At 42.1% G+C, this 15,176-nt stretch carries 13 protein-coding genes; 8 read left to right on the top strand and 5 right to left on the bottom strand.

Annotation, left to right across the window (positions count from 1 at the left end; translation table 11 throughout):
- Positions 1-39 precede the first annotated feature (39 nt).
- Positions 40-1,221: an alpha-hydroxyketone-type quorum-sensing autoinducer synthase gene (gene cqsA, locus R7M72_RS01575; protein ID WP_017635350.1), complete on the top strand. Its 1,182-nt coding sequence runs from the start codon at positions 40-42 to the stop codon at positions 1,219-1,221.
- 103 nt (positions 1,222-1,324) lie between these two features.
- On the opposite strand, the gene R7M72_RS01570 is transcribed toward cqsA, so the two are convergent.
- A complete protein-coding gene (locus tag R7M72_RS01570; protein ID WP_318055999.1) occupies positions 1,325-3,370 on the bottom strand; it encodes a response regulator in 2,046 nt (681 codons plus the stop codon).
- A gap of 363 nt (positions 3,371-3,733) precedes the next feature.
- Between R7M72_RS01570 and R7M72_RS01565 the strand changes: the two genes are divergently transcribed.
- Complete coding sequence (locus R7M72_RS01565) at positions 3,734-4,351, top strand: HAD family hydrolase (RefSeq protein WP_171345646.1); 618 nt, start codon at positions 3,734-3,736, stop codon at positions 4,349-4,351.
- A gap of 89 nt (positions 4,352-4,440) precedes the next feature.
- Here the strand turns inward: R7M72_RS01565 and R7M72_RS01560 are convergent, their stop codons facing one another.
- Positions 4,441-4,989 carry a GNAT family N-acetyltransferase gene (locus R7M72_RS01560; RefSeq protein WP_104980607.1) on the bottom strand — a complete coding sequence of 183 codons (549 nt, stop codon included), beginning with the start codon at positions 4,987-4,989 and terminating at the stop codon, positions 4,441-4,443.
- 271 nt (positions 4,990-5,260) lie between these two features.
- Here R7M72_RS01560 and R7M72_RS01555 point away from each other — a divergent pair, with 271 nt between their 5' ends.
- Both R7M72_RS01555 and dcuC read left to right on the top strand, forming a co-directional pair.
- The gene (locus R7M72_RS01555) at positions 5,261-6,385 is read left to right on the top strand and encodes an acyl-CoA desaturase (protein ID WP_318055998.1); all 1,125 of its coding nucleotides are present in this window, start codon (positions 5,261-5,263) and stop codon (positions 6,383-6,385) included.
- A gap of 359 nt (positions 6,386-6,744) precedes the next feature.
- The gene (gene dcuC, locus R7M72_RS01550; RefSeq protein ID WP_005376528.1) at positions 6,745-8,112 is read left to right on the top strand and encodes an anaerobic C4-dicarboxylate transporter DcuC; all 1,368 of its coding nucleotides are present in this window, start codon (positions 6,745-6,747) and stop codon (positions 8,110-8,112) included.
- A gap of 103 nt (positions 8,113-8,215) precedes the next feature.
- Here dcuC and R7M72_RS01545 read toward each other — a convergent pair whose 3' ends face one another.
- Positions 8,216-8,572 (bottom strand): hypothetical protein, encoded by a 357-nt coding sequence (locus R7M72_RS01545; RefSeq protein WP_005376535.1) that lies wholly within the window; start codon positions 8,570-8,572, stop codon positions 8,216-8,218.
- A gap of 576 nt (positions 8,573-9,148) precedes the next feature.
- On the opposite strand from R7M72_RS01545, the gene R7M72_RS01540 reads away from it, so the two are divergent.
- The 4 genes from R7M72_RS01540 to R7M72_RS01525 all read left to right on the top strand — a co-directional run bounded on the left by R7M72_RS01540 (position 9,149) and on the right by R7M72_RS01525 (position 13,225).
- On the top strand, positions 9,149-10,381 hold the full coding sequence (locus tag R7M72_RS01540) for an OFA family MFS transporter (RefSeq protein ID WP_005388232.1): 1,233 nt from the start codon (positions 9,149-9,151) through the stop codon (positions 10,379-10,381).
- 67 nt (positions 10,382-10,448) lie between these two features.
- Positions 10,449-12,062, top strand: coding sequence for a VRR-NUC domain-containing protein (locus tag R7M72_RS01535; protein ID WP_318055997.1), 1,614 nt, complete (start codon positions 10,449-10,451; stop codon positions 12,060-12,062).
- Between the two features lie 164 nt (positions 12,063-12,226).
- Positions 12,227-12,874, top strand: a complete 648-nt coding sequence (locus tag R7M72_RS01530) for an AcfA family outer membrane beta-barrel protein (RefSeq protein ID WP_318055996.1) — start codon at positions 12,227-12,229, stop codon at positions 12,872-12,874.
- Between the two features lie 15 nt (positions 12,875-12,889).
- Positions 12,890-13,225, top strand: a complete 336-nt coding sequence (locus R7M72_RS01525; protein ID WP_203345389.1) for a YgiW/YdeI family stress tolerance OB fold protein — start codon at positions 12,890-12,892, stop codon at positions 13,223-13,225.
- A gap of 81 nt (positions 13,226-13,306) precedes the next feature.
- On the opposite strand, the gene yegS is transcribed toward R7M72_RS01525, so the two are convergent.
- Positions 13,307-14,209, bottom strand: coding sequence for a lipid kinase YegS (gene yegS, locus R7M72_RS01520; RefSeq protein ID WP_017635356.1), 903 nt, complete (start codon positions 14,207-14,209; stop codon positions 13,307-13,309).
- Between the two features lie 8 nt (positions 14,210-14,217).
- Positions 14,218-15,123 (bottom strand): LysR family transcriptional regulator, encoded by a 906-nt coding sequence (locus tag R7M72_RS01515; protein WP_005376541.1) that lies wholly within the window; start codon positions 15,121-15,123, stop codon positions 14,218-14,220.
- Positions 15,124-15,176: the final 53 nt, after the last annotated feature.

The raw sequence follows: 15,176 nt of genomic DNA, 5'->3' as shown, positions 1-15,176 counted from the left end.
TCAGCGCTGGCGTTTTTCCATATGAAGAAGAGATTTATTATGAGTGAAACTATACAAAGCAAACCACTTCCCTCCTTTATCGAGGAACGCCTAGATTTTTATATTCAAGATCTAATCGAACCGAATGAGAACAAAAAACACCTTGTTCTTGGTAAACGCCCACCGTGTAATGCCGTTGTCCTGCAAAGCAATGATTACCTTGCACTGTCTCATAATAAGGAGATTCAAAACGCGCATCGTGATGCGATTTCCCAGCACGATGACAACGTCGTGATGTCCGCGATTTTCTTACAAGACGATGAATCGAAACCTGTATTTGAAACGCAACTAGCCAGTTTCGTTGGTATGCCTAGTTGTCTACTTTCTCAATCTGGTTGGGCTGCGAATGTCGGTTTATTGCAGACTATTTGTGCACCGAACATACCTGTGTACATTGATTTCTTTGCACATATGTCTTTGTGGGAAGGCGCACGTATTGCCGGAGCACAAATTCATCCGTTCATGCATAACAACACCAGTCACCTAAGAAAACAGATTTCACGTCACGGTTCAGGGATCATTGTTGTGGATTCGGTTTACAGCACTATCGGGACCATCGCTCCTCTACGTGATATCTACGAAATAGCACAGGAGTTTGACTGCGGCCTGGTTGTAGATGAATCACACTCTTTAGGTACACACGGTCCACAAGGTGCGGGGATACTGCAGGGTCTTGGCTTAACTCATAAGGTAGATTTTATTACCGTTAGTCTTGCCAAGACATTTGCTTATCGTGCTGGCGCGATTTTAGGCCCAGAAAAACTGGCGAAGACGCTTCCATTTGTGGCGTACCCTGCAATATTTAGTTCTACCGTATTACCGCAAGAGATCATTCGGCTAGAGAAAACACTGGACGTCATAAGAAAATCAGATGATAAGCGAGATATTCTGTTTGAAAGAGCCAAGTCTTTAGCCGTTGGTTTAAAACGCATTGGATTTACTATTCGCAGTGAATCACAAATTATCGCATTAGAATGTGGTAACGAGAGAAACACTGAGCGAGTCCGCGACTTTCTCGAAGAGCGAAATGTTTACGGCGCAGTGTTTTGCCGCCCTGCAACTGGAAGGAACAAAAACATCATCCGTTTTTCAGTCAATGCAGACATGACAGCTGCTGAAGTTGATCATGTACTCACTGTCTGCCAACAAGCATTTGCACACCCTGACTTAGAGTTTGTGTAAGTTAGTGTGTAGATAAAACTAAAGAGCTCAACAGTTTTGCTGAGCTCTTTATTCGTGTTATTCGTTGTGAGCAACTCGCCTCAAGAAAACAAGTCGCGAATGATTAGATCCAGTTTGCGATTTTATCGAACAAACGATTTTTATCCGCCGGTTTTACGATGAAGTCAGACATACCCGAAGACCCAATTTTGTCCAACGTGACAGGTGAACTATCCCCTGTATGCGCAATAATAGGTACCGACGCATAGTTTTTATCCGAGCTTCGAATTCGCCTAGACGCTTCTACACCATCCATAATTGGCATTTCGATATCCATCAGAATGAGATCAACATCTTCTTGCTCTAGTGTATCCAGAGCCTGCTGCCCGTCTTCTTTCTGAATCACTTCAAAGCCTTGCTTTTCAAGTAACATTGCCGTGAATTTACGCAAAGATTCATTATCATCCACGACCATAATTGTGCGCTTATTTGAATTATCTAACGTCACCGAGGCCGTTGGTGTCGATACATAGCTTGAATCATATAAGAGACGCTCAATAGTTGGTTTAGTATTCAATAACCAGGCTTGCGTTTCGATCCAAATAGGTTCATATGCAGCCTTACGTGCTCTCTGAGTCGGATGATGCTCAAAAAGATAAACTATGCGTGCTTCAGTGAAAGACAAGAGAGATTCTAATCTATCCAATTGGTTTGCTCTTGGATCTAAGCTCTCAAGATCGATAAAAATCAGATCGAATTCGAACTCGTACTCTTTCTTTTTGAGTACTTGGTTGGCATCTAAAATCGTCGAGTCAAAGCCCATAATACGGCTAATATCTGTTACTTTAGACACCAAGATATCTTGGCTAGTCACCGTTAGAATGGTTTTGAGTTTAGTCAGATCGTTTTTGATTTCAGTAACGGTATCAGATGTCGTTAGTGGGAAAGTTAACGTAAATTGAGACCACTCCCCTAACTGAGATTGACACTCAATGTTCCCCCCAAATGAACGCATGACTTTTTTACAAAACGGTAGACCCAAACCATAACTTCCTGATTTGCCAGTGGTGTAAAAGTCTTGAAAGATATTGCGTAGAACATCAGGAGCAATGCCAGCACCATTATCGGTTACAACAATTTGATTAAAGCGTTCTGAACTTATCATGGATACATGTATGTGAAAATCTTCAGATTTACGGTGATGGAAGGCATTCTTGAAGAGGTTATACATAACGTATTTAAGTAATGTATCACTACCTAGAAACTCAAACTCACTTCTCGCATCCAGCGATATGGCAAATCGATCAGTGGCACGTTTATAACTGAAGCTTTCAATTGCCCGTTCAACGACCGAGTGAACTGAATATTTTTTGAAGCTAGAACGAGAAACTCGATTTTCATCAATCGAAGTTAGCAATAAATCGATGGTTTCATTACCCGATTGGATAATGTTCATTGCATCCTGACTCACTTCACGTAATAAGGTGACATCCTCTACACTCATGACGTACTGCTCTTTTCCTGCCTCTTTCATGTTGGGCAAGATCGACTGGATAACATCTATTGAAGTGCAAAGCCCACTCAACGGGTTACGCATTTCATGTGCGATCCCTGCCCCGAATGATTTTGCCAGCGAGACTTTCGCTTCATGTTCAACTTGGTTACGAAAATAGAACAAATTACCGAAGACATAAATAAACAGAAAGATTGGCACATGAGTCCAATCCATGGTCAAGTCAAGATGGAACCCTTTTGCAACCCAAGCGAAGAATGTTGCTAAACCTATCCCAGCAAAGGTTTGAGCAAACATGACCCTAGTAACATGAACCAGTAAAATGTGTAAGAAAATTGCAGACATAAACGACATAACCCATACATTGGACCAGTCATTCATCAGTAACATATAAAAAAAGAAAAACGGTAAGCACAGCGTTATCGTCACTTGGTAGTAAATAGGAACATAATCTCTCCAAGTCGATGATAAGCGGTTTCTAAAAATGATGCCGAAAAACAATAACGAGCAAAACAATCTAAGAGGTAAATTTTCATAAGCCTGTGGAAAGGCAAACTCCCAGACAAAGTAGTACAGCGGAAAGCCAAGAAACCCCATCCAGCCAACGAGAGTTAGGTTTGGTTCTGCATATTGATAAACCTTACGTATCGAGTCCATATAATCTGTTTTGCTTACTCCGCCTGACGCACAATAGTGTGATTTTGATTCACTTTTATCGTTTTATTATTAACTAATTATATATTAATCATCATTTATAAGCAGCGCGAAATGACGTAAACAGCTCGCAATACTTATCTTTAGTTTCAATCTTTTAAGACAGCTACACTTGATTTACAACCAAATAAACAAAGTTGCATATAGTTTAGTGCAATTTTGCGATAATCGCTCTGTATCCAATTGGATGTTAATCTCATTTTGTGCAAGAAACTTAAGTCGCGCCTTTGGCACGACTTTCCAACGATTCAAAAACAGTACTCACCGCATATAGCGTGGTGAAGAACAATTGGCTTGGGATGTGTTATGAATTCTGTCCAGATAAAAAATGTCATTTTTGATGTAGGTAATGTATTGGTACGCTGGTCTCCAGTAGAAATCGTTCGCTTAACATTTGGTGGTTCCGTAGAGTCAGAGAAAATGGCTCAGATGCTATTTTCATCACAAATCTGGAAAGATTTAAATAAAGGGACGATCTCCGAAAGGGAAGCAAAACAGCGTTATCAACGTGAACACCAAGTAACGACGGAAGAAATAGACCGCTTCTTTTATTATGTAAAACACACTCAAATACTACTTTACGGCAGTATAGAGCTGTTAAAACGAGTAAAAAGTGCCGGATATGGCGTATATGCGCTCACAGACAACATCAACGAAATTGTGGAACATCTTCGTACTACCTATGAGTTTTGGCCACTGTTTGATGGAGCAATCATCTCTTCTGAAGTTCAATTACTAAAACCACAAGCGGAGATCTACCAAACTCTACTTTCAAAGTATCAGCTTAACCCCGAAGAGACAGTATTTATTGATGACATGCCTTACAATGTTGAAGGTGCCCGAGCAGTTGGCATGGCTGCTATTCAGTTTGAAAATGCTCAGCAATGTGAGCTCGAACTAAAAGCTATGGGGGTTAACTTCTAGAAAGCTTTTAATAAAACATAACGTTAGGGTGCATAAACAAAAAAGAGCAGTGTTGAGACTGCTCTTATCTAATGTTTTAGAACGCTAGGTTAGGAGTAAATCACGTTTTCCTCAATCCCACTAACTAATGACTGGGCGTTCTTCCAACGGAATACTTTTTCTAACACCTCTTTGCCATCAGGTGCGCGCCAAGTTCGCTCTTGATCCTCTTGTCCACCAATGTGGCGATAGAATTCAATCGCAGAAATGTTTTGCGACACAACTTCTAAATAAAGACCTGTGTCTTGAAAGTACTGCTGTTGCCATTCTGCGACAGCAAGTAATAGCTGCTTACCAATCCCACGACCACGGTAACTGTCATCAACATGCAATGCGTCAATAAAGGTTCCACGCTCGAAATCATGGTTGCCGAACACACAAACAAAGCCAAGTAGCAAACCTCCCTCCTCCGCCAAGACAATGTGCTGATTGAATGGTGGGTTGGTCAAACGGGTTTGCCAAATCAGTAGTTTGTCGTCAATCGCTTCTTTCTCAAGATAGTTATCACTAAGAATGCCACGGTAATGACGCTTCCAGCTATCCGCATGAAGATGCGCAATGCGCTCGTAGTCCTTATATTCCGCTAATCGTAAATCCATTACGTATTCCTATTTTCTTACATTTTTGCTTCTTTATAGAGTCTCGGTATATTCCACCTTTATAACACTTGTTTCTTGGCAGATTTTATACACCTTAAGCCAGAGCTCATTTTTTAATACTACTCATTATTCAATTAAAAGCAAAATATCCCATCAAGTTCCTTAATCTACACCCAAAGGAATAGTCACATTTGTCTAACTTTAATTTGACTTACATGTGTACGCTGATATTCTGGCGAACAGTTGTTAGCTCAAAGTTAGGGATACACCTGTGACTCAAAACAAACCACCTGTTATCTGGTTGAATACATTAATATTTTCTTCCAGTTTTGTTCTGACTTTTATTGTAATGCCTTGGTATGCATATCATTTTGGACTGGGTTGGGAACATCTAATTTGGGGAGTGATTGCATTTAGTTTTACTAACCTTTCTATTACAGCAGGCTATCATCGTCTCTGGAGCCACAAAACATACGAAGCTCATCCTATTTTGCGCGCCATTTTTGCGATTGGAGGAGCATTTTCTTTGCAAAATAGTGCATTACATTGGTCTTCTGATCATCGTGTGCATCACAAACATGTCGACAATAACGGTAAAGATCCGTACTCAGCCAAGCGGGGTTTTTGGTATTCTCACATTGGGTGGATGTTACGTGATTACAATAAATCAAAGGAAAACGAATATACAAACTGCCGTGATCTAAAGCGCGACAAAATCGTCATGTGGCAGCATAAGTATTATGTTCCACTTGCCCTACTGACTAATATTGGTTTCCCAGTCATGCTCGGACTGATCTACGGTGATATCTGGGGGATGTTATTGGTCGTTGGTGCGGCTCGACTCTTTATGAGTCACCATACGACTTTTTTCATTAACTCCCTCGCACATATTTGGGGTAAGCAAACTTTCACAGACAAAAACACTGCTCGCGATAATGGTGTACTCGCCTTTTTCACATTTGGAGAGGGTTACCATAATTTCCATCATATTTTCGAGAATGACTATCGCAATGGCGTGTATTGGTGGCATTACGACCCAACGAAGTGGTTGATAAAGTCATGTTCTTGGTTAGGACTCACATCTAAGTTGCGCACAACGCCTACATTTAGAATTGAAAAAGCCCGTGCTAGTCAACTTTTGAAGAAAGCAAGAGAAAAGCTAGAATCGAAACCGAACACGCAAACAATCCTCGATCAGCTACAGCACGAGTTTGATACTCTAGTTCATCACATGCAGGAATACTACGAGATGCGCAAAGAAGTACTCGGTGCCAAAACTGCCAGTGTGGTAAAGAAATACGAATGTTCTGTAACGAAAATGAAGTACCAGCAAATTAAAGCAGAGTTCGAACGGCAGCAACGTAGTTGGAACCTTATGGTTCGTCGATACGCATAGTTTATCCTCATTCTTACGATTACTTAGCTTCGCTTCGGCGAAGCTTTTTTGTTGTGAAGAGTGTTTTCCAATAATTGCTTACTGAGTAAAGTCTTTTTCCTATTGTGAATCAATTCACTCTTTATTCATTCACTTTCCTAGTCATATTTTCCTTCCTATAAATAGCTTCAAACCAGCACGTAACACTTAGAAAACCAAATTCCAACAATACAATCTAACGAAATTATTTATTAAATTATTATTTGTCTCAGATCATGCAAGCCCCATATTTGTCTCGTGCCACAGCTAAGAATTCTGTAAATTCCTTGTCATAAACTGAAACAGTTTCTTTCTTTTTTACATAACATTCGGAGATCCCTATGTTAGAGCTCTTAATTGGCTTAGTGGTTACCATTGCGGTGGGTTACTTTATTGTCAAAGGCTATAAAGCTGCAGGCGTGTTACTGACAGCTGGTATTGCTTTACTTCTTATGACTGGCGTTTTGGGGCACGACGTGCTGCCGTCAAAAATCACCTCAACTGGTAACATGGTGACAGATGCGCTTGAATACGTGAAATACATGCTTCAATACCGCGGTGGCGGTCTTGGTATGCAAATCATGCTGCTTTGTGGTTTTGCGTCATACATGACTCATATCGGCGCGAACAACGTGGTAGTGAAACAGTTCTCTAAACCGCTTTCTGTCATCAAGTCTCCTTACGTCCTTTTGGTAGCGGCTTACATTGTGGCGTGTTTAATGTCTCTTGCGGTAAGTTCTGCAACAGGCCTTGGCGTACTATTAATGGCGACATTATTCCCAATGATGGTCGCGATGGGCATTTCTCGTCCAGCAGCCGTTGCAGTGTGTGCCTCTCCAGCGGCAATCATCCTTTCTCCTACTTCTGGTGATGTTGTTATCGCAGCAGAAAAGTCTGGTTTAGAGCTTGATGTGTTTGCGGTACAAACTGTGTTGCCTGTTTCTATTTGCGCAATCATCGTCATGGCAGCGGCAGCGTTCTTCTGGAACAAATACTTAGATAAGAAAGAAAATACACCAATGGAAAAAATTGATGTATCAGAGATCAAAGCTGACGCACCAGCGTTTTATGCAGCTCTTCCATTTCTACCTATCATCGGCGTTTTCCTATTCAACGGTCGTACCATTCCAGGACTTAGTCTAGACATCTACACTATTGTGGTTGGTTCGATTTTCCTTGGAGCTCTGATCCATTATGTTGTAAATAAGTTCGATGGTAAGAAATCACTAGAAGATTTAGATTCTTGTTACGCAGGCATGGCTGACGCGTTCAAAGGCGTTGTGATGCTTTTGGTTGCCGCAGGGGTTTTTGCGCAAGGTCTGATGTCTATCGGAGCTATCGATAACCTACTTCATCTCGCAGACAATGCTGGTGCAGGCGGCGTTGCTTTAATGCTTATTCTAACTGCATTGACAGTTGCAGCAGCAATTGCAACGGGTTCGGGCAACGCGCCTTTTTATGCGTTCGTGGAGTTAGCACCATCTTTAGCTGCTAAAATGGGATTAAACCCTGCGTTCCTAATTATCCCGATGCTTCAAGCATCAAACCTAGGCCGTACTATCTCACCGGTATCTGGCGTAATCGTTGCGACATCAGGTATGGCAAACATCAGCCCGTTTGAGGTTGTAAAACGCACATCCGTTCCAGTTCTAGCAGGCCTTATCACGGTGATTATTGGTACTATGGTGCTTGTTCCAATGAGTGCCTAACGGTATTGCCACGATCAAACTAAAAGCAATATCCGAACAAAATTACGTTTAATTAAAAACGCCAGCAAATGTGCTGGCGTTTTTTTTATTCTAATGTGTTGATTTACGCTGACTTAAATCGGTCAGGAATCTTAGTGATGCTCTCTCTGTAGCTAAACCATAAGTAGGTAACGGCAAGCGAAAAGAATAAATATGAAAGTGCGAATACGATTGGAGACGTGATTAATTCCGCGGACATTCCCCACATCACACCGACTACGGTTATCGTCAACTTAGAAAGCATACCGCAAATGAGTAGGAATAAAGCAAGCTGTGGAAAGCGCGAGCTGCGAAATGCGAAGAAATAACAGCTACCTACCGCTAAAGAAGCAATAGATAAGCCCAACATAAATGAATGGATGTGGTCTGCTGATGCGATACCAGCGGATACCGAAGCCATGAGTAATAGGAACAGTTTCATAAGTCACCTCACAACAAATCTAAAAAGCATCCCTTCATAAATGAAAACTCATTTTTCACTATATTCTGCGCCTAAAATCAGCAATTACAAGTTACTTTTTTGCTCACTTAATGAACATAAAAGCTAATCAGCTTCAATTATTACAAAAGGTTAACAATTAAAAATTAAGAAACCCTTTGCATCTGATACTTACGACAGTCAGATGATAAATTCGCCATTTTTGTTACAGATGGTTAACATGGAAACATTTTGAAATTTTTTATTTGAAATGTGAACTGTGCACTCAACAGCGTAAAACCTCTCTGTCTTGACTCATCATTCGTTATTAGCGAACAAAAAATATCACTTTTTTACAACGTTCTTACTACATACAAAACCATGAATTCACATCCACTTTTAATGTTGCAAATTATTTTATCAGTAACCGTAAAAAGAGATTCCAATCACATATTTATTGGTTATAATCCGCGCTCATTGCGTTAAACGTTGAAAAACGCAAACTAATTTTGAGAAAAAACATCTTTAAACCAACCTTCTTTGCGGCATTGCCAATAAGAGGAAAAACTGAGAATAAAAATGAGCAAGATTGATAAAGCTATGCGCATCCTGTTAGCAGGGTTCTGTATCAACCTTTGTCTTGGCATCCTGTATGCTTGGAGTGTATTCAACAAGGCACTGGTAACTGAATCAGGCTGGAGTGCTGCAGAAGCTTCTGCACCTTACGCAACTGCAACCATCACTTTCTCTATCTGTCTTCTTATTGCAGGCATTCTTCAAGACCGCATGGGCCCTCGAATGATCCTTATCCTAGGTACTGTTCTTACAGGTCTGGGCATGATCGCTTCTGGCTTTGTGAACTCTCCACTAATGTTGAACATTACATTCGGTGTGATCACAGGTGCAGGTATCGGTTTTGGTTACGCATGCCTATCACCTTCTGCGATGAAGTGGTTCCACGCTTCGAAGAAAGGTATGGTTAACGGCATTATTGCGGCAGGTTTTGGTCTAGCGGCTATTTACCTCGCGCCAGTAACTTCTGCGCTAATAGACAGCATGGGCATTCAAACTAGCTTTATGGTTCTTGGTGTTGGTATCCTAGCGATTGCGGTTCCTCTTGCAGCAACCATCAACAACCCACCAGCAGACTACACACCTGCGGAGCCTAAAGTAAAAGAAGGCCAAGCACCTAAAGCGGTGAAAAAGTCAGATGACTTAACTTGGAAAGCAATGTTGAAAACGCCACAGTTCTACTCTCTATGGATCATGTACGCGTTTGCAGCTTCTGTTGGTCTAATGATCATTGGTAACATCACGACAATCGCAAGCGTTCAAGCAAACTTGCCAAACGCGGTTTACCTAGCGTCTATTCTTGCTGTATTTAACTCTGGCGGTCGTGTTGCCGCGGGTATGCTTGCAGATAAAATCGGCGGTGTTCGTACGCTTCTACTCGCGTTCGTTCTACAAGGCGTAAACATGGTGCTGTTCGCGACGTTCGACTCTGAGTTTACACTGATCATCGGTACAGCAATCGCAGCGGTAGGTTACGGCACACTTCTAGCGGTATTCCCTACTCTAACGGCTGAGTTCTACGGTCTGAAAAACTACGGCACTAACTACGGCGTGCTTTACACAGCATGGGGTATCGGTGGTGCAATCGGCGCAGCGGTTGTTGGTTTCTCGATGACAAATGGCGACGGCTACACCTTGGCTTACACAATTTCTTCAGCAATGATGGCAGTATGTATCGTACTAGCGTTCATCACTAAGCCATTGTCTGAAGCGAAAGTAGCACAGCTAAAAAACGCATAATTGCGAATTGATTTGATAGCGAAAAGGCTTAACCTATGGGTTAAGCCTTTTTTGTTATCGGTCGTTTATGGAAAGCCCTATCGAACTTGCACCAGACTACTATCTAGAGAACTTCTTCAAGCTGACTCATCACGCAATAACTTGGTACAGCGATTTACTGACCAAGGAAGAACACGCATGGCTTTGCTCGTTTGATTCTTTGAGCAAACACGCCCAGTGCCTTTTGGTGCGTTTATACAGCCGAAAGGGATGTTGGTTTCGAAGTGATAAGCTGAGTTATCAAGAAATACCTTCTATCAATGAAGCACTGGCAGAATTGAGTCAGCATGAGTTTGTAGCCCTTTCCCCCCCCCTTTCTCATCAAGAGTTAGCGGCTAATTTACTGACCAAACCAGAAATCTCCGCGCTTTATCCCGAACTGCCGAAATCACTCAAGAAAGACGCCCTTGTCGAACATTTGAGTAATACGGAATTTGATCGTATAGAGCGGCTTGAGTTTACGATCGTCAAACTCAATTCTGCTCATATGATCGACGTGTTACTCACTCTGTTTTTTGCCAACACCCATCAAGACTTAAGTCAGTTTGTGCTTGATGACTTAGGTTTGCATCAGTTCGAGCAATATCAATTGAGTAAAGTGCGCCGTTTCTTTGATTCACGTGAGCAAATAGACCGCTTAATTGAACTGAGCCAGTTGGCCAACCTGTACTGGCAATTTGACCGAAAAGACAAAGCCAATCTCGACTTATTAATTGAGGCAATGCCTCAGCCCGTTAAACACCGTTACGTAGATCGTAAACGCGAGCACATGTTGAATGACATAGCACGTGATTACGAACGGCTTAATGATCTAGAGACCGCCCTATCTCTATTTGGCCAAACTCAACTCACACCGAGCCGAGAACGACGCGCACGTATCTATGACAAATTAAACCATGATGATTTATTTTGTGACATTGTCACAGATATGCTTAACTCACCGATCGATGTGTCTGAGCTCGAAGTTGCACAAAAACTTGAGCAACGGTTAAAACGAAAACAAGGCGAGAAAGTGCCAAGAGTGACGAAGCCAACCTGTACGGAATACCGCCTTGAACTGGATTTATCTCAACAGAGAGTCGAACTCGCCAGCAAAGCGTATTTTGAGTCCTTAGGCTGGACTGTATTTTACGCCGAAAATGCACTGCTTAATGCATTACTTGGTCTCACTTTTTGGGATGCGATTTTCGCTCCCATCGAAGGCGCATTCATCAATGCCTATCAACATCGTCCTCTGGATTTGTACCATTCTGATTTTGTTACCAAACGCCAAGCTTTGATAGATGCGACGTTTGATATGTTGGAAACGGGCAATACTTATACGTTGTTAACTAGATACGATGAGAAGTTTGGTATCAGCAATCCATTTGTGCATTGGAGCTTAATAAGTAAAGAACTACTCGAAACAGCACTCGATACAATCCCAACTAACATGTTGATGGCGCTATTTAAAATACAATTGAGTGACCTAAAGCTTTACCGCAATGGGATGCCTGATCTGATTGCTTTTAAAGGAAACGAGTTCGAATGGATTGAAGTAAAAGGGCCAGGCGATAAACTCCAAGACAACCAATGGCGTTGGATTAAAGAGTTTACCCGCCTTAATGTGCCATTTGCGGTGTGTTACGTCGCCGCAAGTTAACTCTCTTTATATAAAGAGCTTGGCGCATGTTCATTAAAACAATTTCTTCTTTACCGCACCTTGCTCTTTTTCTGAAATATTTTCGTTTCTTCACGATCACTTCACGCTTCATCACACACAATGCGCTTCTACTCATTAAGTTGATTTGAAGAGGCAAAAATAAAATGAACAAAACCATTCTTGCGTTACTCGTTACCTGCTCAGTTTCGGTATCTGCGGCTCCTTATGTAGGTCTGGAATATGGACTAGGCACCACTGACCATGACTTGGAACCTCACTTTTCATCTGAAAATGTAACACTTAATCCAGAACTTGAGGATGGTATTTTCTCAGGATTTATCGGTTACTCGTTTAATGACAATTGGGCAATTGAGCTAGGTTACAGTCAGTTTGACCTTGATGACGGCCGTTCTAAGAACCTTGGTATCAAGACAATTGATGGCAAAGATTACCATCATGAAATGGATTGGGATTCTTCTATCACAGCCAAACAAGTCTCGCTAGCACCAGTGTTTAGCTATGCATTAAGTGACAAATGGACAACAAAGTTCAAAGCGGGTTTAACTTACACACAATACGACGCCAAGGTTGCTCAACATCAAGAATATGAGCTTGTCGCGAATGACGATGTGGAAATAAGCAACACGCTTTTCCATAGCTCGGAGAAAAGCAACGAGTTAGGCGCAATGTTCTCTGTGGGCGCGGAATACCAAGTGTTGCCAAAGCTCACCATTGGCGCAAACGCTAAATACCAACTAGACAGCTACGCAAACACTGCATCCTTTAACGTAGGCACAACTTATTACTTCTAATATAAGGAGATGATAATGAAAAGAGTATTGTTAACATCCATGCTTGCTCTACTTTCAAGCTCGGCTTTCGCCGCGTTTAATGGTCCGGAAGTCAGTGCAATCAATACGGTGAAAGAGGCGCGCAACGCAACCGACGACAGCGCTGTAGTGCTAACCGGGCATATTGTTCAATCATTTGGTAACGAGACTTACTTGTTCAAAGACAACACTGGTGAGATCGAAGTAGAGATCGACAACGAAGATTGGATGGGTCAAGAAGTGACACCAAAAGATACCGTAATGATTCGAGGAGAGGTTGATTCAGATTGGACAGCTACGCAGATAGACGTTGAGACCATTCAAAAACGTTAAGAAGTTGACTAATACCTCAACACAAACAACACAGCCACATTTTAGTGGCTGTGTTACGCAATAATCATGGAAAACGCTCGTTTAGCTAGTCAAGCAAGGACAATCTTGCGGTACGACTAATCGTATACTCTTAGGCTGAACATCAAATCTAATGGTTCTCGAATGATAGGGTTCTCCATCTAAATTAAGAGGTAATGGATTCGGGAAGTCTATCTCCAACCAGCTTGCTCTTGTGTACTTCACAAACTCTCCTTTCTCACTCGGGTTATTGATCTCGTCGATTACTTTAGGCAGCTCATGAGGTAAAAATGGGCGCACCAATGTTAGATCCATCAGCCCATCATTAATCATCGCTTTTGGAGCTAACTCTTGCCCACCTCCAGCAAGGCGCCCATTACAAAACGCACCGAGCAACATTTCTCCCTGATACGCACCACCTTCAATCGTTATTGTTCCGTCATATGGTTTAAAGCCAAGTGCTTTTACAACACCAGTTAGCGTGTAAGCTCCGCCGCCAAGAAAGTTTTTGAGTTCAACAGGCGTTTCTGCTGTAACTTCTGCGCCAAACCCTGCTGTTGCCACGTTAATAAAGCAGCGATCGTTCGCTTTGACGCAATCGACCAAAGCGGACTGCCCCTCAACAGCAAGAGATAAAGACGCCTTAATGGAATTAGGTACTTGAATAGCGGTAGCAAAGTCATTGGCGGTACCAAGTGGAATAATGGCTAACTCAGGACGTTTTTCTTTGTCAATTTGAATAATCGCAGAAGCCGCCTCATTGACGGTCCCATCGCCACCAGCGACAACAATACGTTCAATGCCTTCATCAACCGCTTCTTTTACTAGCCGCGGCATGTCTTGAGATTCCCACGTCACACGCACCTGTACGTCGATGCCTTTGTCTCTCATTTTCATGATTGCATCTCTTAACTCTGGATTCCCAGCTTTTTTTCCGTTAAGGATGGCACGTATTGTCTTTTTCATTGCACTTCCTATTGGTTGATGACTTTTCCTGCTTGCTTAATCTGTGAACGCAACCACTGATGGGCGCTGTCGTTTGTGCGACTAGGATGCCAGATTGTGCAAAGCTCATACATTTGTTCATCAAATGGCATTGATAAAGATTTAACATGATAGGTGTTATTGAACAAGTTGATCATCGACTCTGGCATTAAACCAATGTATTCACTACCACAAATAATTGGGAGCATTTCTAGTACGCCTGAGGCTCGATACTTAATCTTTCTCTTATCCAAGTCGACAATGTCATCGGCGTTTAACAAGCTCTTACGACTCTGCCACTGCGAAACCACTACGTGTTCTTCTTCAAAAAATTGTTCAGCCGTAATCTCGTCATTCAGGCGTGGATGCGCTTCGCTACATACCACCACCAAACGCTCCGTAAGTACAGTTTCCAGTTTTAACACCGTTCTTGCTCTTGGTGTGATATCAATGATCAAATCGTATCGTTGTAACCGCAGATCACTTTCAAAATCTTCCGTAAAAAGCGGATGTACTTCTAATGCAACATTTGGCGCCGACACACGGATTTGTTTCATGACTTGAGGTAGCAACTCAAAGCTTGCAACGGACACACAGGCAATAGAAAACACTCTATTCGACACTTTAGGGTCAAACTCACTAGAGGCCGATAATGTCGAAGTGAAATTTTGTACTGAAGCTAGAAGAGCAGGATAAATATCCATCGCAAACGAGGTAGGCTCGACACCTTTAACGCAACGATGAAACAATGGATCATCGTAGATATCACGTAGCCTTGCTAGCGCTTTACTCACCGCAGGCTGGGTGATGTTTAAACGCGCCGCCGCCCGAGACAAGTTACGCTCTTCATAGATGGCAGTGAAAATGGGAATAAGATTAAGGTCGGTCGGTTTCATGCTATTAAATTTTTCAAAAGTCACTTTCTCTATTTTAATCTAACAGCATGATC

Source organism: Vibrio sp. YT-18, assembly GCF_033337345.1.
GTDB classification, from domain to species: Bacteria; Pseudomonadota; Gammaproteobacteria; order Enterobacterales; family Vibrionaceae; genus Vibrio; species Vibrio alginolyticus.
This window is presented reverse-complemented; position numbering and strand designations above follow the sequence as displayed.

What these genes read in the sequence shown, in the direction of transcription:
- cqsA (WP_017635350.1), top strand. Translation starts at nt 40, where the DNA reads ATGAGTGAAACTATACAAAGCAAACCACTTCCCTCCTTTATCGAGGAA.
- R7M72_RS01570 (WP_318055999.1), bottom strand. Translation starts at nt 3,370, where the DNA reads ATGGACTCGATACGTAAGGTTTATCAATATGCAGAACCAAACCTAACT.
- R7M72_RS01565 (WP_171345646.1), top strand. Translation starts at nt 3,734, where the DNA reads ATGAATTCTGTCCAGATAAAAAATGTCATTTTTGATGTAGGTAATGTA.
- R7M72_RS01560 (WP_104980607.1), bottom strand. Translation starts at nt 4,989, where the DNA reads ATGGATTTACGATTAGCGGAATATAAGGACTACGAGCGCATTGCGCAT.
- dcuC (WP_005376528.1), top strand. Translation starts at nt 6,745, where the DNA reads ATGTTAGAGCTCTTAATTGGCTTAGTGGTTACCATTGCGGTGGGTTAC.
- R7M72_RS01545 (WP_005376535.1), bottom strand. Translation starts at nt 8,572, where the DNA reads ATGAAACTGTTCCTATTACTCATGGCTTCGGTATCCGCTGGTATCGCA.
- R7M72_RS01540 (WP_005388232.1), top strand. Translation starts at nt 9,149, where the DNA reads ATGAGCAAGATTGATAAAGCTATGCGCATCCTGTTAGCAGGGTTCTGT.
- R7M72_RS01535 (WP_318055997.1), top strand. Translation starts at nt 10,449, where the DNA reads ATGGAAAGCCCTATCGAACTTGCACCAGACTACTATCTAGAGAACTTC.
- R7M72_RS01530 (WP_318055996.1), top strand. Translation starts at nt 12,227, where the DNA reads ATGAACAAAACCATTCTTGCGTTACTCGTTACCTGCTCAGTTTCGGTA.
- R7M72_RS01525 (WP_203345389.1), top strand. Translation starts at nt 12,890, where the DNA reads ATGAAAAGAGTATTGTTAACATCCATGCTTGCTCTACTTTCAAGCTCG.
- yegS (WP_017635356.1), bottom strand. Translation starts at nt 14,209, where the DNA reads ATGAAAAAGACAATACGTGCCATCCTTAACGGAAAAAAAGCTGGGAAT.
- R7M72_RS01515 (WP_005376541.1), bottom strand. Translation starts at nt 15,123, where the DNA reads ATGAAACCGACCGACCTTAATCTTATTCCCATTTTCACTGCCATCTAT.